Raw genomic sequence first — 19,781 nt, forward strand, 5'->3', positions numbered from 1 at the left:
TTAAGATAAAATCACCTTCTTAAATTCTTCTGACCACTTGCGCTCTTTTTAAATTCACAACCTCAGAGAGGGAATTGTTAAATGGTTTAAAGATGTAAAAGGTTATGATCGTATCATGCTTGACGGTGAGGATGGAAATCATGTTTTTTGTTCATTTTAATTTTGAAAAAGAGGTTTACTTACTGTTGAGTACCAGTTAATAAACCTCTTTTTGTTATTCACAAATGTTTCATACATCACGACTAATTTGTATGTGTAACGATTGAGTTGTGTACAGGCATTAAAACAACTTTAAAGAAGCAGGGATATAACTAATATAAAAAAATTTAAAAGCACGAGAACTCAACTTTTAAAATTGTTGATTTCTCGCGCTTTTCTGATGTGAAATTAAATTTTTCTTTGAAAATATACCTAAGGGTACAACTTAGTTGTACATGGGCAAGAAGAAGCCTGTACCTACATAAAATTACTCAACCGTCACTGATTTAGCCAAGTTACGTGGTTTATCTACATCACAGCGGCGGTGTAGTGCTGCGTAATAGCTAATTAACTGTAATGGCACTACAGATACAAGTGGTGTTAGGTATTCATGTACTTGAGGGATCACTAAACGGTCACCGTCTTCGTCTACTCCCGCCATGGCAATAATGCATGGGTATGCTCCACGTGCAGCTACCTCTTTAACATTACCACGGATATTTAATGATACTGCTTCTTGTGTGACAAGGGCAAACACTGGTGTACCTTCTTCGATTAAGGCAATTGTTCCGTGTTTTAGCTCGCCACCTGCGAAGCCTTCTGCTTGAATGTAAGAGATTTCTTTTAGCTTCAAGGCACCCTCAAGGCTTACATAAAAGTCGATGTTACGGCCGATAAAGAATGCGTTGCGTGCGATTTTTAAGTAGTCCTCTGCGATATCCTCTAATACATCTTTTGAATCGATAATTGTTTGGATACCATTTGCCGCAATCGCAAGTTCTTGTTTTAAATCGAATTCTAAGCCTTTGCCATTAGCCTTCGCCGTTACATATGCTGTTACAGCAAGTACAGCTACTTGTGCTACATATGCTTTTGTAGAAGCTACTGCAATTTCTGGGCCTGCATGTAGTAAAAGCGTATGATCCGCCTCACGTGATAGTGTAGAGCCAGGTACATTTGTAATTGTTAATGTTGGATAACCAAGCTCTTTAATTTTCACAAGTACTTGACGGCTATCTGCTGTTTCACCTGATTGTGTAATAAAGATAAACAATGGTTTTTCTGAAAGTAATGGCATATTGTAGCCAAATTCACTTGAAATATGAACTTCCACTGGAATACCAGCCATTTTTTCGAAATATTGCTTACCAATTAGACCTGCATGATAGCTTGTGCCGGCTGCAATAATATATAGACGGTCTGCTGCTCGTAATGCTTCTAAAATATTTGCGTCAATTGTTAAATCGCCATTCTCGCCTTCGTATGCTTGAATGATTTTACGAATAACTGTTGGCTGCTCATCCATTTCTTTTAACATATAGTGAGGGTACGTACCTTTTTCAATATCGCTCATATCAAGCTCTGCTGTGTATGGTGCGCGCTCTACTAATGAACCGTCTAATTTTGTAATTTCAATGCTAGCTTTGTGTACGATTACGACCTCTTTATCGTGTAGCTCCACATATTGATCTGTTACCTGTAGCATCGCCATTGCATCTGAAGCTACTACATTGAAGCCTTCACCAACACCTACTAAAAGTGGTGATTTGTTTTTCGCAACGAAAATTGTATCAGCCGCTTCTGCATCTAAAAGAGCTAATGCGTATGAGCCATGTAATAAAGATAAAGTTTTACGGAACGCCTCAGTTGTACTTAAACCTTCTTTTACAAATAGCTCTACTAATTGCACGATGACTTCTGTATCTGTATCAGATTTCATCGGGATACCTTTTAAATATGTTTTTTGTAATAAATGATAGTTTTCAATAACTCCGTTGTGTACTAAAGTAAAACGTCCTGATGCACTTTGATGAGGATGTGCATTCAGACGGTTTGGCACACCATGAGTTGCCCAACGTGTATGACCAATACCAACTTTTGCAGCAACGTCCTCGTCTACTGCATCACGTAAATCAGCAATACGTCCCTTTTCTTTGAAGACTGTTACTCCATCTTCATTACGTACTGCAATACCTGCTGAGTCATAACCTCGGTACTCTAGTTTCTCTAAACCTTTTAATAAGATTTCCTTTGCATCTGATTCACCAATATATCCTACAATTCCACACATAAATTTCTTGTCCTCCGATATCGTCAATTTGACGCAATGACAAATTAGACCTCAACCTATCGAATTTTTTATGAATGTAAAAGCTATGCCGATTTTATATAAAATAAGCATACTCATACATACATAAACTTAATACTCATCCAGCCATCTGAATAGTAACCATTCGATACGTGAGATTTTCTATTTATCTATTGCTTTAACTATACCTTCTCCATTTCCTGTACATTCAATCACTCAAATGCTTTCAAAATGAAAAGTGACAATCGGGTATGTCGATCGGGAGGCATCCGCCGAATTTTCGATAAACCTCCACCTCGTCTGCTGAAGTTAGCTTCGTCCAATTTCTTCAGCTCAGGCGCTATAATTGTTTTTCCGATTTTGCGCGTACTTCCCTCCTTATGCGCTCTCGTTAAATGATAAGGTCGGACCTCATATTCAACTTCTCCATCATACTCAATCATATGCTATACGTCAAATTTTCGTTATAAAAAACACCTATTTATCCTACTTATTAGTGACAAAGTGTAGACAAAAAATCTGCTATAAAGTATTATTTTGAAATTCCTATTAAATTTATGATGTTTTTTCCATACCCTCGTGCAAGCCTAAACACAAAGAATTCCTTTCCGATTCAGTGACATCCGCCGGAGGCTTTGGACCAACAGATGTTTTTTGCCCGAAAGCGTAGTGCTAACGCAGCCTGTGCGAAAGCGAAGCGTCAGCATGATGTTGGTCACTCAGTCGTTGCCACAGGACGTAGCGTTCTTAGACTGAGTTCCTATATTTTAGCAGGTATTTGGGCACCCGCTGAAAAGTAACTTTAATTCGCATTAATTCCCCCCACTATAGAGGTGGGAGAATTCTGCTACAAGAAGTTAAAACATAAAAGACACAAGCAAATTCACTTGTGCCTTTTAAACTTAGCCTTCTTCACTCTCTAATAATTTCACAATTTCTCGATTAAATGCTGGTAGATCCTCAGGTGTGCGACTTGTGACTAATTGTTTTTGGCAAACAAACACTTCCTCGTCATGAAATATTGCACCTGCATTTTCTAAGTCTACTCGAATGGATTTGTAGCCAGTTGCGTCACGACCATTTAATGTTTTTGCTGTAATGAGTAATTGAGGTCCATGACAAATAGCAAAGGTTGGTTTCATATCGTCCATAAACTCCTTTACAAATGCCACAACACGATCATCTACACGTAATATATCAGGAGAAAACCCACCTGGGATGAACAATGCATCAAATTCAGAAGCAGTTACCTCATCGATGCATCTATCAATTTTTACTTTCTCTCCATGCTTACCTTCTACCTCAATGCCCGCTGTCGTATCAATCGTTATTAGTTCATGACCTGCCGCTTCTAATGCTCCTTTAGGACTCGTAAATTCGGCATCCTCGAACATATTAGTAATTACCGTAGCAATTTTAGCCATTGCAATATAACACTCCTTGTCATTGTGACTCTGTACTACTGTTCCCATTCTCTTTGAAAACATTCATTTCTCGAAAGGCTCTTTCAATACTTGAAACACAAGATCGTTCTATCCATCACTTCGGTGGTTCTATCCACAACTCTTGCTTTTCTATCCGTCACTTTTCTGAGCCTAATAAAAAAACCCGACCTCCTTTGAAAGGAAATCGAGTTATTGATAAATTTTGCCTTGCCGTAATTTCGTCTGAATTTTGAATTGTGCCTGCACAATTCAAAATCCGTGATATCCGCTGGAGGCTTTACTTCATTCAGTGGGTGTTTATCAACTACTGAATGAAGCTAAACTCTTTATTCCGTTAAGCCCATTTCAGTACGGACAACAACTGCTATACGCTCTACGTAACGCTCGCAGTCTTCTTCTGTCGCAGCTTCTACCATTACTCGTACAAGTGGCTCAGTACCAGAAGGACGTACTAGCACGCGACCGTTACCAGCCATATCTACTTCTACCTCAGCGATTACTGCAGCAACTTTTGCATTTTCCGTCACAGCATGCTTGTCTGTTACACGTACGTTGACTAAACGCTGTGGGAAAATTTTCATTTCAGAAGCAAGCTCTGACAGTTTTTTACCTGTAGATTTCATAATATTAACAAGCTGAATGCCCGTTAATAAGCCATCACCAGTTGTATTATAGTCTAGGAAAACAATATGACCAGATTGCTCACCACCTAAATTATAATCATTAGCGCGCATTTCTTCTACGACATAACGATCACCTACAGCTGTTTGTACACTGTGCATATCGTTATCTTCAACAGCTTTGTAGAAGCCCATGTTACTCATAACCGTTGACACGATTGTTTGCTTTTTCAAGCGACCAACTGTATTTAAATGCTTACCAATGATGAACATAATTTGATCACCATCAACAATTTTTCCGTTTTCATCTACTGCGATTAAACGGTCACCATCGCCATCGAATGCTAAACCAACGTCAGCACTTTTTTCTGTGACAAATTTAGCTAACCCTTCTGGATGTGTTGAACCGACACCTTCATTAATATTTAAGCCTGTTGGTGAGGCACCCATTGTGGAGATATCTGCTTCCAAATCTGCAAATAGGTGTGTAGCTAGTGAAGACGTAGCGCCATGTGCACAATCTAATGCTACATGGATGCCCTCAAATTCTTCAGTCACTGTTTGCTTTAAATATTGAATATATTTTTGTCCACCTTCGAAGTAGTCACTTACTGAACCTAAATCTGCCCCGATTGGACGTGGCAATGTATCTTCTTGTGCATCTAATATTGCTTCGATTTCGGCCTCTTGCGCATCTGTTAGTTTAAAACCATCAGGACCGAAAAATTTAATGCCATTATCAGCAACTGGGTTATGTGAAGCTGAAATCATAACGCCTGCATTTGCGCTCATAATTCGAGTAAGGTAAGCCACACCTGGTGTTGAAATAACACCAAGACGCATTACCTCCACGCCGATTGATAAAAGACCAGCTACAAGTGCACCTTCAAGCATTTCACCTGAAATACGTGTGTCACGACCAATTAAAACCTTTGGACGGTCCGTTGCATCCTTCGTTAAAACGTAGCCACCTACGCGGCCAAGCTTAAATGCAAACTCCGGTGTTAATTCACTATTCGCGACGCCACGGACGCCATCTGTTCCAAAATATTTACCCATTTTGATTATTCTCTCCTTCAATGCAAGACGGTGGTCACGCTTGTCTACACTGACAACTAGATCACTCGTCTGCTTACTTTTGGAAAAGTCTATTTTCGTTCATTTTCTGGTAACTATTCATTTTACCCCTATGCCCATTTATTCGGACTTGTAAATCAGCGAAGATAAATTGAGCATAAGGTATTTTGATTTTAGCCCGAGCAACTTTTTTCGTTATGTTTCAAAATCGAAAATGACACCCTACCGATAGAGAACGAAATCTCTACTGAATCAAAATAAAATTATAGTCAGTTATTGTTTAAGAATCAACATCTTCTGTTTTTTCTGTTGGTGGAGTGTTTTCCTCAGAAGGAGTGTCCGGTTCCTCCTTATTAGGTGGCGGAGTAAGTGTAGGCGGTGGAGTAGGTGTAGGAGCAGGAGGGTTAGTAGTTGTTGTCGTAGTTGTTGTTTTCTCCTGCTCTACCTTCGTAACGTCCGCTTTCACTTTAATCCTTGATTCAGATATTTTTGTCACACCTTCTGGTAATTTCACATCAAATTCATAAGTTTTTGATTCTGTAATTTTTGATAAGTCCACCTCTATTGGTATGACAGTTAAACTATCTAGGATAGATTTCCTACCGTATACCCTCACCATTGTAGGGCTAAATGTTAATTGGTTAACTGAAATGCCATTTGCCACTTTCCCTATTTCCTTAAGCACTACAGGCAACTCCCTGCTGTATGCTCCAATATCTACTTGTACCTTCACAGTTTCTGGTTCAATCGTAACGTCTAGCTTATTTAAATCACGATCTAGTACTTGAACTGCTGCTACCTGTGAGAACGATTCTTTCAAGCCTTGTTCACCCGTTACAGTAGCTTTTACATAGCTAATGCTTTCAATTGCACTTTTGGCACCTGTAACATACACCGAAGCTGGATTAGCAGTCATGCCATTTAAAATATACCCTTCTTCAAGTAAACGATTACTCATCTCAGGGTCCACACGGAACTCCTGTGTTACTTTTTCCTCAATGTTTACCTTAATAGTCTCGGGGTCAAATGTAACTTGCAACTTATCAGAAATGTTTTCGTATTGTAGGTTAACATTATGTTCACCTATAAGTAATTTACTCAAATCCACAAATACAGAAAAATCCTTCGTTGCCTTTGTTTTCATTACAAGTGGCATTGGACCTTTTATCGTAACATCCACCGTCTTAGGTATACCTGTAACAATGAGGTTCTTATCATCATAAAAAACATCTACAGGTACTTCTCGAATTACCTCTGTTTGCTCACTCGATATTGTTTTATTTTTAGGAGATAATTCGGTACGAACGGAGAAAAATAACAAAAAGGCTAGAAATAGTGCGACGATTCGTAACACCCAAGGGCTATCCATCATTTTATCCATTCTTTTTCCCCCTCCAAGTTAACTTAGAGGCTGCATTTGACTCCTGTGCTAATCCGAACCACATTTTACGTAACAGCCCTTCGAATTCCTCTAGAGAAAGATTTCGATGTAGATTACCATTCATTGTAAGACTAATGGCACCGGTTTCTTCTGATACGACAATAGTAATGGCATCTGTCACTTCACTTAAGCCTAGTGCAGCTCGGTGGCGTGTCCCAAGCTCTTTAGAGATAAATGGACTCTCAGAAAGCGGTAAATAACAAGCTGCTGCCGATATTTTATCTTTTTGCATAATCACTGCTCCATCATGAAGCGGTGTATTAGGTATAAAAATGTTAATAAGTAACTCCGATGAAATTTCGGAATTTAGTCCTATGCCCGTTTCTATATATTCATTTAGACCAGTTTCTTTTTCAATAGAAATTAACGCCCCTATACGACGTTTGGCCATATAACTAACAGATTTCTTCATCGCCTCAATAAGCCTAGTTTGTTCTTCTTCAACTTGACTAATTGAACGTTGGAATAGCTTCCCTCTACCAATTTGTTCAAGACCACGTCTTATTTCAGGTTGGAAAATGATAATAATCGCCAAGAAACCGAACTCGATAACTTGTTGTAACATCCACCCTAACGTTTCTAACCCAAAAAAGTCTGTAGCAAGGCGCGCAATAATAATTACGAATATCCCTTTTAATAATTGGACAGCCTTCGTACCTTTAATGAGGGTTAAAATTTTATAAATAACGTACCATACGAGCAGTACATCTAATAAGTTAATAACAATATTCACAGGTGTTAAATTAGCGAAATGTTCGATAATTTGCACGTGGCATCCCCCACTTTTCATTGCGAATCCATACACATTTAAGTATAGCACATTCTTAACAAATGTAACTTTTTTCAAATAAAAAGTCTACTCAAAAGAGTAGACCTTTCAGCCTCTCACGTGCACTATCTATTAGGACGTATAGAGTGTTATTTAGTTGCTTGGTTCTCCTCGAATGTTACAGCAGACTTTACTGAATTTTTAATTGTATACCAAAGCCATTCAAATACTTCGTCGATTTCTTCTATTTTTCCTGAAACAACTGCCGAAGATGCCATATACTGTCCATTAATAACGGTAACATTGCCATCCACTTCACCTTCAACAATTAAATCACCATTTTTAACAACTATGTCGCCTTTTACAACTTCTCCCTCCGGTACAATAACCGTTTGACCTTCAACAACAAGGTTCGGCTGTTTAGTCACAGAGAAATGTTGGTCATCCATGAAATTACCTAGTAAAGTTGCACTCATGAATAAACAAAATACTGCTGCTGCCACAAAGAATGGATGCCGGCGAATCCATTTTTGCATGCCTACACGACTTTTGGGTTTCGGTAAACGAGCCATGACGGCTTCTTCAAAATGCGGAGGTGCTGTAATGTGGGAAGCACTCTTCACAAAGGCGATTGTTTCACTTAATTCCTGCATCAATTGTTTACAATCATTGCATGTATGCAAATGGCGTTTCAACTCTTGCTCATGCTCACGACTAATGTCACCATCTAAATAATCATGGATATAGTCTATAATATGCTCCGGACAAGTATTCATGACGCTCCCCCTCCTACAGATTGTTTAATTGCTTACGTAATGCTTCACGTCCGCGGTGAATCCTCGTTTTCACCGTTCCAAGAGGCATATCTAAAATCTCGCTAATTTCCTGTAATGATAATTCTTCAATATATTTCAATACTATAACTGAACGGTATTTATCCGGCAAACGTCCAATCTCATATTGAATGCGATCTTGCAGTTCCATTTGCTCGATCTGTTCCTCTGGTAGCTGGTCATCTGCTGCGATCTGCGAATACATATCAAGCCCTTCTGTACCAGCTACTTCCGCATCTAAATAATAATCCGGCTTTTTCTTCCGGATTCGGTCTATACAAAGGTTTGTCGCTATGCGATAAAGCCACGTCGAAAATTTTCTTTTTTGATCAAAAGTATGCAAATTCATATAAGCACGAACAAACGCTTCTTGTGTAATATCTTCAGATTCTTGCTTGTTCCCTAACATCCTATAGCATACTTGGTACAGTTTGTGCTGATAGAGACTCACAATATCTGCAAATGCGTTTTGATCACCTTTAAGCACTTGTTTTATTCTCTTGTTTACTAACGCATCCATTGTGTTGATTTCTCCACCTTTACAACTGTCTTATACTATACGACCTATCGATAAGAAAAGTTTCATTTTATTATTAATTATAGCAAAAGATTTTTATACATTGTGGCAATAGGAAATTTTTTGTCAAATATCTTTAAACTAAGGTTTCACCAAATAAGGAACCCATCAATGCTACTGCAACATCTGCTGTTCTGTTCTTTTCATCTAATATCGGATTAACCTCAACAAATTCAGCAGATGTTAACATACCTGATTCCTGAAGCATTTCCATCGCCAAATGGCTTTCTCGATACGTAATCCCACCAGGTACAGGCGTCCCAACCCCAGGAGTATAGAGTGGATCTAACCCATCTAAATCAAGCGATAAATGCAAGCCATCTACATCACGCGCTCTTAAATAGGCAAGCGCATCTTCCATGACACGCGTCATTCCAAGCCGATCTACCTCATGCATTGTATACACCTTGATTCCTTGCTGACTAATTAATTCACGTTCTCCTGGATCTACGGAACGTGCTCCAATAATAATGACGTTTTCAGGTTTAATTTTTGGCACATTATTGCGAATTTTCACTAAGCGTTCATGACCAAGCCCAATGCTAACAGCTAACGGCATGCCATGTATATTACCAGATGGTGTCGTTTCAGGCGTGTTAAGATCCGCATGCGCATCAAACCAAATAACACCTAAATTTTTATAATGCTCACCAAGCCCGGCGAGTGTACCTATAGCAATGCTATGGTCACCACCAAGTACAAGTGGAAACTCCTTTTGTTCCAATGCCTTACTCACACTATTAGCTAAAGATGTACTCACATCGATTACTTCCTCTAAATTTAGTAGCTGTTTATCAACAATTGTACCTTCTTGTTTTTGACTAACACGTATATCCCCTTGGTCATGTACTTCATGCCCTACTGCCTCTAAGCGTTCTACAACACCTGCGTAACGGATGGCACTCGGACCCATATCTACCCCTCTACGAGTTTGCCCATAATCTGTCGGCACTCCAATAACAGAAATATTTAGTTTATTCATTTTTTTATACCCCCTTTAACTTGTAAGTCTATTGTATAGCCTATATCCTACATGGCTCAACCTAACAATTGTATGAATATTTATACAATTAATTATAGTTCGCCGCCTGGAATTAGTAAGGAGTTAAAAAGAGCATAAAAAAATCTCCTGCTGTTTTCAGCAAGAGATTAGTATCTGTAGTCAATGTTACACTTTTGAATATGTTTTATTCTATAAAAGTGAGCCATGAAGGACTCGAACCTTCGACCCTCTGATTAAAAGTCAGATGCTCTACCAACTGAGCTAATGGCTCAAAAGAATATAAATGGCTGGGGTACTAGGATTCGAACCTAGGCATGACGGAATCAAAATCCGTTGCCTTACCGCTTGGCTATACCCCAATCATATATAAAAAAACTGGTGGAGGGGGACGGATTCGAACCGCCGAACCCTAAGGAGCGGATTTACAGTCCGCCGCGTTTAGCCACTTCGCTACCCCTCCGAAATAACACATTATGGTGGAGGATGACGGGCTCGAACCGCCGACCCTCTGCTTGTAAGGCAGATGCTCTCCCAGCTGAGCTAATCCTCCATAGAATCAGGTGTTTATTTCTTCACAGTTAATTTTCTTTTTAAGCCTTCGCATTACTACAAAGCTTTAAAAATGGTGACCCCTACGGGATTCGAACCCGTGTTACCGCCGTGAAAGGGCGGTGTCTTAACCACTTGACCAAGGGGCCATTTCAGATGTCTTGAACAAGACAAGAATTATAATAACATTTTTTCGCGTTCGATGCAATACTTTTTTTGTACTTTTTTTATATGTATAACATCATCATTATAAATGGGCAAAAAAATGGCTCCGAAGGCAGGACTCGAACCTGCGACAACCTGATTAACAGTCAGGTGCTACTACCAACTGAGCTACTTCGGAACAATACTATTCAATTCGGTTTTTTAAAACCTCTTAAGTACATTTATTATTATATCAAGCATTATAAATTATGCAATACTTATTGTGAAAATTTTTATATTTTTTGTCGAATCATTCCTGTACCATTAAATAATAACATAATAGTTCTCTATTAAATCTAATATTTCTATTTTATGTGCAGAATATTCTTGCTGTATATTATTGTAATTGATAAAATAAAAATAGTTTTAAGAATTTTCTATTAAATTAGTTTGGGGGAGGAATGTTCACATGGCAACAAACGATTTAATTGCACCAGAATTCTATAATATTACAGAGGAATTAGAGAAATTTTCTCAAGATAGTGATCGTCAAGCAATACGATGGCTAAATACTCAACAGGAGCGAGAAACGGTTTCCTATGTTGAACTTGTTCAAAAAATGAATCAATACGCGAATGTCTTAACGAAGAAGGGGCTTCAAAAAGGCGATCGCGTATTAGTTATTATTCCACGTCTACCTGAAGCTTATTTTGTCTTTCTTGGATGTCTAAAGGCTGGAATTGTTCCTATTTCATGCTCAGAAATGTTACGTGCAAGTGATTTAGAGTATCGTATGGAACACTCTTCTGCAAAAGCAGTAATTGCCTATGAAGTGTTTACTAGTGAAGTAGATCGTATTACTTCTTCAGTAGAGGCTTTAAATAATAAATTAGTTATAGGTTCTGCTACAGGTGATTGGACGTCTTTAAATGAATTGGCTAGTACACAGCCAGATACATTTAAAGCAGCTGCGACGAAAAGAGATGATATGGCATTTCTTTCTTATACATCAGGCACGACTGGTAAACCAAAAGGAGCTGTTCATTCGCACGGTTGGGGATATGCGCATATTAGAACAGCGGCTTCTCAATGGCTTGGTGTACGTGAAGGTGATCTAGTTTGGGCTACAGCAGCTCCAGGGTGGCAAAAATGGATTTGGAGTCCATTTTTATCGACTATTATGCTGGGCGCTACTGCATTTGTATACCATGGAGGATTTGATGCCAAAACATACCTTCAACTGCTTGAAGATGAGAAAGTCAATGTATTATGCTGTACTCCAACAGAATACCGCATTATGGCGAAGCTTGATAATTTAAAAAACTATAATCTATCTTCACTACGTAGCGCTGTTTCTGCTGGTGAACCGTTAAATCGACCAGTCATCGAAACATTTATGAACAACTTCGGACTTAAAGTGCGCGATGGCTATGGCCAAACGGAAAATACTTTATTAATCGGCACGCTCGAAAATTCTGAATTACGTCCTGGTTCAATGGGTGTTCCTACTCCAGGCAATATTGTTCGTATCATTGATCATGAGGGTAACGAGGCACCTATTGGCGAAGTTGGAGATATTGCGGTACATAAATCATCTCCTGCTCTATTTAAAGAGTACTATCGTGAGCCTGAACGTACACAAGCTGCCTTCCGTGGAGATTGGTATATTACTGGTGACCAAGCTAAATGCGATGAAGACGGCTACTTCTGGTTTGAAGGCCGAGGAGATGACATCATTATTTCATCAGGCTATACAATCGGGCCATTCGAGGTAGAGGATGCTTTAAATAAACATGATGCTGTACAAGAATGTGCTGTAGTCGCAGCACCAGATGAAATTAGAGGACATATTGTTAAAGCCTTTGTCATCTTACGAGAAGGCTTCAGAGATTGTGATGAGGCCGAGTTAACAAAAGAACTACAGGAGCATGTTAAAGCATTAACAGCACCTTATAAATATCCTCGAAGCATTGTCTTTATCGATGAGCTACCAAAAACAACTTCTGGGAAGATTCGTCGTATAGAGCTACGAGCTGCAACTGTATAAAATAAAGAAAGGAGACATTTTAACCAAGTGATTGGTGAAATGTCTCCTTTATAAATTGCAATTATTTAATATTCTTCTGGATATAAAAAAAAGCCACTACTGATATTATCAGCAACGACTTTTTGCGCCTAGCGACGTCCTACTCTCACAGGGGGAAGCCCCCAACTACCATCGGCGCTAAAGAGCTTAACTTCCGTGTTCGGTATGGGAACGGGTGTGACCTCTTTGCCATCATCACTAGACTATTTTCGGCTTTCAATATACGTCGCATTTCTTCGTCAGCTTCAGTCGTTCAGTCAGTCACGTACTTGAGTACGTTCCTTCCCTCTCTCCATCGCTTCCTCGAACTACTCGTATCTTGAAACCCTATATGAAAGAAATTGTTCTTTCAAAACTGGATAAACGGTTCATTGAATGTTTCAAACATTTTGGTTAAGTCCTCGATCGATTAGTATTCGTCAGCTCCATGTGTCACCACACTTCCACCTCGAACCTATCTACCTCATCGTCTTTGAGGGATCTTACTTACTTGCGTAATGGGAAATCTCATCTTGAGGGGGGCTTCATGCTTAGATGCTTTCAGCACTTATCCCGTCCACACATAGCTACCCAGCGATGCCTTTGGCAAGACAACTGGTACACCAGCGGTGTGTCCATCCCGGTCCTCTCGTACTAAGGACAGCTCCTCTCAAATTTCCTACGCCCACGACGGATAGGGACCGAACTGTCTCACGACGTTCTGAACCCAGCTCGCGTACCGCTTTAATGGGCGAACAGCCCAACCCTTGGGACCGACTACAGCCCCAGGATGCGATGAGCCGACATCGAGGTGCCAAACCTCCCCGTCGATGTGGACTCTTGGGGGAGATAAGCCTGTTATCCCCGGGGTAGCTTTTATCCGTTGAGCGATGGCCCTTCCATGCGGAACCACCGGATCACTAAGCCCGTCTTTCGACCCTGCTCGACTTGTAGGTCTCGCAGTCAAGCTCCCTTGTGCCTTTACACTCTACGAATGATTTCCAACCATTCTGAGGGAACCTTTGGGCGCCTCCGTTACCTTTTAGGAGGCGACCGCCCCAGTCAAACTGTCCGCCTGACACTGTCTCCTGCCCCGCTAAGGGGCATGGGTTAGAATTTCAATACAACCAGGGTAGTATCCCACCGACGCCTCCTTCGAAGCTGGCGCTCCGAGATCTCTGGCTCCTACCTATCCTGTACAAGTTGTACCAAAATTCAATATCAGGCTACAGTAAAGCTCCACGGGGTCTTTCCGTCCTGTCGCGGGTAACCTGCATCTTCACAGGTACTATAATTTCACCGAGTCTCTCGTTGAGACAGTGCCCAGATCGTTACGCCTTTCGTGCGGGTCGGAACTTACCCGACAAGGAATTTCGCTACCTTAGGACCGTTATAGTTACGGCCGCCGTTTACTGGGGCTTCAATTCGCAGCTTCGCTTGCGCTAACCACTCCTCTTAACCTTCCAGCACCGGGCAGGCGTCAGCCCCTATACGTCACCTTACGGTTTTGCAGAGACCTGTGTTTTTGCTAAACAGTCGCCTGGGCCTATTCACTGCGGCTCTCATGCGCTTGCACGCTCAAGAGCACCCCTTCTCCCGAAGTTACGGGGTCATTTTGCCGAGTTCCTTAACGAGAGTTCTCTCGCACACCTTAGGATTCTCTCCTCGACTACCTGTGTCGGTTTGCGGTACGGGCACCTCTCACCTCGATAGAGGCTTTTCTTGGCAGTGTGAAATCAGGAACTTCGTCCATACGGACTCGCCATCACAGCTCAACGTTACAGTGTGCGGATTTGCCTACACACACGCCTTACTGCTTGGACGCGCATATCCAACAGCGCGCTTACCCTATCCTACTGCGTCCCCCCATTTCTCAAACGGTGAGGAGGTGGTACAGGAATATCAACCTGTTGTCCATCGCCTACGCCTATCGGCCTCGGCTTAGGTCCCGACTAACCCTGAGCGGACGAGCCTTCCTCAGGAAACCTTAGTCATACGGTGGACGGGATTCTCACCCGTCTTTCGCTACTCATACCGGCATTCTCACTTCTAAGCGCTCCACCAGTCCTTCCGATCTGACTTCAACGCACTTAGAACGCTCTCCTACCACTGACATCGTAGATGTCAATCCACAGCTTCGGTGAATCGTTTAGCCCCGATACATTTTCGGCGCAGCGTCACTCGACCAGTGAGCTATTACGCACTCTTTAAATGATGGCTGCTTCTAAGCCAACATCCTGGTTGTCTGTGCAACGCCACATCCTTTTCCACTTAACGATTACTTTGGGACCTTAGCTGGTGGTCTGGGCTGTTTCCCTTTTGACTACGGATCTTATCACTCGCAGTCTGACTCCCGTGTATAAATATCTGGCATTCGGAGTTTGTCTGAATTCGGTAAACCGGGATGGCCCCCTAGTCCAAACAGTGCTCTACCTCCAGTATTCTCATCACGAGGCTAGCCCTAAAGCTATTTCGGAGAGAACCAGCTATCTCCAAGTTCGATTGGAATTTCTCCGCTACCCACACCTCATCCCCGCACTTTTCAACGTGCGTGGGTTCGGGCCTCCAGTAAGTGTTACCTCACCTTCACCCTGGACATGGGTAGATCACCTGGTTTCGGGTCTACGACCACGTACTATTTCGCCCTATTCAGACTCGCTTTCGCTGCGGCTCCGCCTTCTAAAGCTTAACCTCGCACGTAATCGTAACTCGCCGGTTCATTCTACAAAAGGCACGCTATCACCCATTAACGGGCTCTAACTACTTGTAGGCACACGGTTTCAGGATCTCTTTCACTCCCCTTCCGGGGTGCTTTTCACCTTTCCCTCACGGTACTGGTTCACTATCGGTCACTAGGTAGTATTTAGCCTTGGGAGATGGTCCTCCCGGATTCCGACGGAATTTCACGTGTTCCGCCGTACTCAGGATCCACTCAGGAGAGAACGAACTTTCGACTACAGGGCTTTTACCTGCTCTGGCGGACCTTTCCAAGTCGCTTCATCTAACTCGCTCTTTTGTAACTCCGTATAGAGTGTCCTACAACCCCAAGAGGCAAGCCTCTTGGTTTGGGCTCTTCCCGTTTCGCTCGCCGCTACTCAGGGAATCGATTTTTCTTTCTCTTCCTCCAGGTACTTAGATGTTTCAGTTCCCTGGGTCTGCCTTCAAGACGCTATGTATTCACGTCAAGATACTACGCGATTAAACGTAGTGGGTTCCCCCATTCGGAAATCTCCGGATCAAAGCTCACTTACAGCTCCCCGAAGCATATCGGTGTTAGTGCCGTCCTTCATCGGCTCCTAGTGCCAAGGCATTCGCCGTGCGCCCTTAATAACTTAACCAAGTTATTAAGCCTATAAAAAAACTTAAAAAATAAATGTGTTTGTTACAATTTCAATGTCGTTTTATCCAGTTTTCAAAGAACAAGTTTTGAAGTATTTCATTCAGAAGAATGAACCTTCAAAACTGAACGCAAAACGTAATCTTACAAACCCTAGGTTTGTATTCCGAAAATATCCTTAGAAAGGAGGTGATCCAGCCGCACCTTCCGATACGGCTACCTTGTTACGACTTCACCCCAATCATCTATCCCACCTTCGGCGGCTGGCTCCAAAAGGTTACCCCACCGACTTCGGGTGTTACAAACTCTCGTGGTGTGACGGGCGGTGTGTACAAGGCCCGGGAACGTATTCACCGCGGCATGCTGATCCGCGATTACTAGCGATTCCGGCTTCATGTAGGCGAGTTGCAGCCTACAATCCGAACTGAGAACGACTTTATCGGATTAGCTCCCTCTCACGAGTTGGCAACCGTTTGTATCGTCCATTGTAGCACGTGTGTAGCCCAGGTCATAAGGGGCATGATGATTTGACGTCATCCCCACCTTCCTCCGGTTTGTCACCGGCAGTCACCTTAGAGTGCCCAACTAAATGATGGCAACTAAGATCAAGGGTTGCGCTCGTTGCGGGACTTAACCCAACATCTCACGACACGAGCTGACGACAACCATGCACCACCTGTCACCGTTGTCCCCGAAGGGAAAACCATATCTCTACAGTGGTCAACGGGATGTCAAGACCTGGTAAGGTTCTTCGCGTTGCTTCGAATTAAACCACATGCTCCACCGCTTGTGCGGGCCCCCGTCAATTCCTTTGAGTTTCAGTCTTGCGACCGTACTCCCCAGGCGGAGTGCTTAATGCGTTAGCTGCAGCACTAAGGGGCGGAAACCCCCTAACACTTAGCACTCATCGTTTACGGCGTGGACTACCAGGGTATCTAATCCTGTTTGCTCCCCACGCTTTCGCGCCTCAGCGTCAGTTACAGACCAGAAAGTCGCCTTCGCCACTGGTGTTCCTCCAAATCTCTACGCATTTCACCGCTACACTTGGAATTCCACTTTCCTCTTCTGCACTCAAGTCCCCCAGTTTCCAATGACCCTCCACGGTTGAGCCGTGGGCTTTCACATCAGACTTAAAGGACCGCCTGCGCGCGCTTTACGCCCAATAATTCCGGACAACGCTTGCCACCTACGTATTACCGCGGCTGCTGGCACGTAGTTAGCCGTGGCTTTCTAATAAGGTACCGTCAAGGTACAGCCAGTTACTACTGTACTTGTTCTTCCCTTACAACAGAGTTTTACGATCCGAAAACCTTCTTCACTCACGCGGCGTTGCTCCATCAGGCTTTCGCCCATTGTGGAAGATTCCCTACTGCTGCCTCCCGTAGGAGTCTGGGCCGTGTCTCAGTCCCAGTGTGGCCGATCACCCTCTCAGGTCGGCTACGCATCGTCGCCTTGGTGAGCCGTTACCTCACCAACTAGCTAATGCGCCGCGGGCCCATCTTATAGTGACAGCCGAAACCGTCTTTCAGTATTTCACCATGAAGTGAAATAGATTATTCGGTATTAGCCCCGGTTTCCCGGAGTTATCCCAAACTATAAGGTAGGTTGCCCACGTGTTACTCACCCGTCCGCCGCTAACGTCAAAGGAGCAAGCTCCTTCTCTGTTCGCTCGACTTGCATGTATTAGGCACGCCGCCAGCGTTCGTCCTGAGCCAGGATCAAACTCTCCATAAAAAGAAATTTGATTAGCTCAAATTGTTTTGCTGGCATCATGTTTGATGTCCAAAATTTTGTTTCGTTCACCAACTCAAGGTTAGCTACTAAAAACTTTATTGATTACGTTTTGCTTGTTCAGTTTTCAAGGTTCATTTTTTAATTTACTGTGTCACCTCTTGGCGACTTATACATAATAACATCGATTATTCATGAAAGTCAATACTATTTCATAAGTTTTTTTAAGACTTTATTTTTCCGTATCATTTATGCCTCGGCATAATCGCGTTCAGAGGCATTAACTCAGTAGCTGACGCTTTGCTTTCGCTACGAAAACATTTACTGAAAGAAGTTAAAAATTTAGAAACGAGGTTGTTATGATGATTCGTAAAACGTTGATTTCACTGATTTTCATCGTAATATTATTTGTCTTTATAAGACCGATAAATTCCACTATGATTTCTGTATTCAACATCGCCGATGCTCCAGCAGTTGTAACAAAAGGACATTATGGCACATCACTTGTTGTCGAAATTTCTTTCTCTGATGAAGCCCTGCTGGACTGGCTTAAAACTGTAAATGAACCTTATCCGCTTCTTTTGTTAGATGCTGAGTGGATTAAACGTTCACCTGAGCACATAAAAGTCATTCAAGAACGCAAGCTACCTACAGGATTATTAGGACCTGAGGATTCTTTGGATAAGCCAGTTGATCTTGCCGCCGTTCAAAAAGATATTAATATTTACGAAAAGCATTTACAAGAGACCCCACTTTGGTTTGCAACACGAAATCACCAGTATTCGCAGGATTTACAAAATAACTTATTTCAACAACAAATGAATATACTTTCTCCCTCCCTAATCTGGACAGGTGAAAAGACACCTAAATTACAAAAGGGAGATTTTGTTTTTCTATCTTTACACCAAAATAATAAAGTCTCGATTAAAGAACTCAATACATTCCTACAGCAAAATAAATTTATGTCGATTGAGGAAAATATATTCGGCTATAAAGTTCAAACTAAAAAATCACCCTAAAATGATACTTTAATCAGTGGGGTTTTCTTCATCCCCACTAGTCTTCCCCAACGGACAGTTGATTTCTCATATACCTTTACTTTCGAAAATTACTATTTGTTCATACAGGATAAAAAAAGAAGTTGCCTCCACGAATTATAGAGACAACTTCTTTTTTATGATTATGCGTTTTTAGCTTGTTCACGACGTGCTTTACGGCGTGCTTCTAATTTTTGACGATCTTCTTCGGATTTTGCATTATATTTTGGTAATACTAATAGTTGATAAGCATTTACAGCGAGTAGTGGGAATAGTAATAGTGCAACATATTCGTTAATATTTTCATCTCGACCCATTAATGCAATTGTCCATTCTAGTGTTGTAACAACGATCATAAAGAATAGTGCCGAAATGAAAACGTGTTTTTTTCCAGTTAATTTTACTTTTTGAATAGCTGTTGCTATAGCACCGAATATTAATAAAATTAACAAGCCAATATAGAACACCCAGCTTTGTCCATCTTTCACACCAGGTATAAAGCGGAAGAATATAATATCAAAAATAGTAATAGCAATTAATACTAGCTGTACCCAATTCCATAATGTAAGTGTTCTAAAAATATTAACCCCTACTTGATGAAGCGTTAAATAAGCAAAAAAGCCTGCCTGTGCAATAACACTCATTGTAAATCCTAAGAAAACCATCCATAAAAGCCCGGCCAAAAATTCTCCCCAATGACCGTTTGCAATATATGTTTGGAAGAAGTCCCATCGAATAAACAAACTGCAAATTCCGTTGACTGCGCCACCAACGAGCATTGCAAAGAAGAAAAACTTAGCCCAATTTCGTATCGTCACAACTAAAAGTCCCCCAATTTCTTATGTATATCTGTACTTATTTTAACA

At 41.6% G+C, this 19,781-nt stretch carries 12 protein-coding genes, 6 tRNA genes and 3 rRNA genes; 3 read left to right on the top strand and 18 right to left on the bottom strand.

Annotated features, from left to right (window positions below):
• Positions 1-466 precede the first annotated feature (466 nt).
• Complete coding sequence (gene glmS / locus AC3WSO_RS23290) at positions 467-2,269, bottom strand: glutamine--fructose-6-phosphate transaminase (isomerizing) (RefSeq protein ID WP_492534039.1); 1,803 nt, start codon at positions 2,267-2,269, stop codon at positions 467-469.
• Positions 2,270-2,922: 653 nt separating this feature from the next.
• Between glmS and AC3WSO_RS23295 the strand changes: the two genes are divergently transcribed.
• Entirely contained in the window at positions 2,923-3,087 is a 165-nt protein-coding gene (locus AC3WSO_RS23295; RefSeq protein ID WP_492534040.1) for a hypothetical protein, read from the top strand.
• Positions 3,088-3,189: 102 nt separating this feature from the next.
• On the opposite strand, the gene AC3WSO_RS23300 is transcribed toward AC3WSO_RS23295, so the two are convergent.
• The 13 genes from AC3WSO_RS23300 to AC3WSO_RS23360 all read right to left on the bottom strand — a co-directional run bounded on the left by AC3WSO_RS23300 (position 3,190) and on the right by AC3WSO_RS23360 (position 10,944).
• On the bottom strand, positions 3,190-3,711 hold the full coding sequence (locus AC3WSO_RS23300) for a type 1 glutamine amidotransferase domain-containing protein (RefSeq protein ID WP_492534041.1): 522 nt from the start codon (positions 3,709-3,711) through the stop codon (positions 3,190-3,192).
• Positions 3,712-4,058: 347 nt separating this feature from the next.
• Complete coding sequence (gene glmM / locus AC3WSO_RS23305; protein WP_492534043.1) at positions 4,059-5,411, bottom strand: phosphoglucosamine mutase; 1,353 nt, start codon at positions 5,409-5,411, stop codon at positions 4,059-4,061.
• 298 nt (positions 5,412-5,709) lie between these two features.
• Positions 5,710-6,810 carry a CdaR family protein gene (locus AC3WSO_RS23310; RefSeq protein WP_492534045.1) on the bottom strand — a complete coding sequence of 367 codons (1,101 nt, stop codon included), beginning with the start codon at positions 6,808-6,810 and terminating at the stop codon, positions 5,710-5,712.
• Positions 6,803-7,639 carry a diadenylate cyclase CdaA gene (gene cdaA, locus AC3WSO_RS23315; protein ID WP_170938987.1) on the bottom strand — a complete coding sequence of 279 codons (837 nt, stop codon included), beginning with the start codon at positions 7,637-7,639 and terminating at the stop codon, positions 6,803-6,805. The genes AC3WSO_RS23310 and cdaA overlap by 8 nt, the downstream gene beginning before the upstream one ends.
• Before the next feature lie 149 nt (positions 7,640-7,788).
• A complete protein-coding gene (locus tag AC3WSO_RS23320; RefSeq protein ID WP_349659505.1) occupies positions 7,789-8,415 on the bottom strand; it encodes a zf-HC2 domain-containing protein in 627 nt (208 codons plus the stop codon).
• Positions 8,416-8,428: 13 nt separating this feature from the next.
• Positions 8,429-8,992 (bottom strand): RNA polymerase sigma factor SigW, encoded by a 564-nt coding sequence (gene sigW, locus AC3WSO_RS23325; protein ID WP_197143159.1) that lies wholly within the window; start codon positions 8,990-8,992, stop codon positions 8,429-8,431.
• Positions 8,993-9,125: 133 nt separating this feature from the next.
• On the bottom strand, positions 9,126-10,031 hold the full coding sequence (rocF, locus tag AC3WSO_RS23330) for an arginase (protein ID WP_492534046.1): 906 nt from the start codon (positions 10,029-10,031) through the stop codon (positions 9,126-9,128).
• 219 nt (positions 10,032-10,250) lie between these two features.
• Positions 10,251-10,323 (bottom strand) — tRNA-Lys (locus AC3WSO_RS23335).
• A gap of 13 nt (positions 10,324-10,336) precedes the next feature.
• Positions 10,337-10,411, bottom strand: a tRNA-Gln gene (locus AC3WSO_RS23340).
• A gap of 17 nt (positions 10,412-10,428) precedes the next feature.
• Positions 10,429-10,512: transfer RNA gene (locus tag AC3WSO_RS23345), tRNA-Tyr, on the bottom strand.
• 14 nt (positions 10,513-10,526) lie between these two features.
• Positions 10,527-10,602 (bottom strand) — tRNA-Val (locus AC3WSO_RS23350).
• 73 nt (positions 10,603-10,675) lie between these two features.
• Positions 10,676-10,750 (bottom strand) — tRNA-Glu (locus AC3WSO_RS23355).
• Positions 10,751-10,867: 117 nt separating this feature from the next.
• Positions 10,868-10,944: transfer RNA gene (locus AC3WSO_RS23360), tRNA-Asn, on the bottom strand.
• A gap of 270 nt (positions 10,945-11,214) precedes the next feature.
• Here AC3WSO_RS23360 and mbcS point away from each other — a divergent pair.
• Positions 11,215-12,792, top strand: a complete 1,578-nt coding sequence (gene mbcS / locus AC3WSO_RS23365) for an acyl-CoA synthetase MbcS (protein WP_492534047.1) — start codon at positions 11,215-11,217, stop codon at positions 12,790-12,792.
• Between the two features lie 126 nt (positions 12,793-12,918).
• Here mbcS and rrf read toward each other — a convergent pair.
• The 3 genes from rrf to AC3WSO_RS23380 form a co-directional block, all read right to left on the bottom strand.
• Positions 12,919-13,034: ribosomal RNA gene (gene rrf / locus AC3WSO_RS23370) — 5S ribosomal RNA — on the bottom strand.
• 186 nt (positions 13,035-13,220) lie between these two features.
• A 23S ribosomal RNA gene (locus AC3WSO_RS23375) occupies positions 13,221-16,148 on the bottom strand.
• Between the two features lie 181 nt (positions 16,149-16,329).
• Positions 16,330-17,881 (bottom strand): 16S ribosomal RNA (locus AC3WSO_RS23380).
• The 16S, 23S and 5S rRNA genes sit together here, the layout of an rRNA operon.
• A gap of 356 nt (positions 17,882-18,237) precedes the next feature.
• On the opposite strand from AC3WSO_RS23380, the gene AC3WSO_RS23385 reads away from it, so the two are divergent.
• Positions 18,238-18,897: a hypothetical protein gene (locus AC3WSO_RS23385; RefSeq protein WP_492534048.1), complete on the top strand. Its 660-nt coding sequence runs from the start codon at positions 18,238-18,240 to the stop codon at positions 18,895-18,897.
• A 161-nt stretch (positions 18,898-19,058) separates the two neighbouring features.
• Here AC3WSO_RS23385 and AC3WSO_RS23390 read toward each other — a convergent pair whose 3' ends face one another.
• Positions 19,059-19,733: a KinB-signaling pathway activation protein gene (locus AC3WSO_RS23390; RefSeq protein ID WP_492534049.1), complete on the bottom strand. Its 675-nt coding sequence runs from the start codon at positions 19,731-19,733 to the stop codon at positions 19,059-19,061.
• Positions 19,734-19,781 lie beyond the last annotated feature (48 nt).

Source organism: Lysinibacillus sp. EB106-09-02-XG168 (assembly GCF_058791475.1).

Coding starts and splice junctions, on each gene's coding strand:
- AC3WSO_RS23320 (WP_349659505.1), bottom strand. CDS start 8,415: ATGAATACTTGTCCGGAGCATATTATAGACTATATCCATGATTATTTA.
- AC3WSO_RS23385 (WP_492534048.1), top strand. CDS start 18,238: ATGATGATTCGTAAAACGTTGATTTCACTGATTTTCATCGTAATATTA.
- AC3WSO_RS23300 (WP_492534041.1), bottom strand. CDS start 3,711: ATGGCTAAAATTGCTACGGTAATTACTAATATGTTCGAGGATGCCGAA.
- mbcS (WP_492534047.1), top strand. CDS start 11,215: ATGGCAACAAACGATTTAATTGCACCAGAATTCTATAATATTACAGAG.
- AC3WSO_RS23310 (WP_492534045.1), bottom strand. CDS start 6,810: ATGGATAAAATGATGGATAGCCCTTGGGTGTTACGAATCGTCGCACTA.
- glmS (WP_492534039.1), bottom strand. CDS start 2,269: ATGTGTGGAATTGTAGGATATATTGGTGAATCAGATGCAAAGGAAATC.
- glmM (WP_492534043.1), bottom strand. CDS start 5,411: ATGGGTAAATATTTTGGAACAGATGGCGTCCGTGGCGTCGCGAATAGT.
- rocF (WP_492534046.1), bottom strand. CDS start 10,031: ATGAATAAACTAAATATTTCTGTTATTGGAGTGCCGACAGATTATGGG.
- sigW (WP_197143159.1), bottom strand. CDS start 8,992: ATGGATGCGTTAGTAAACAAGAGAATAAAACAAGTGCTTAAAGGTGAT.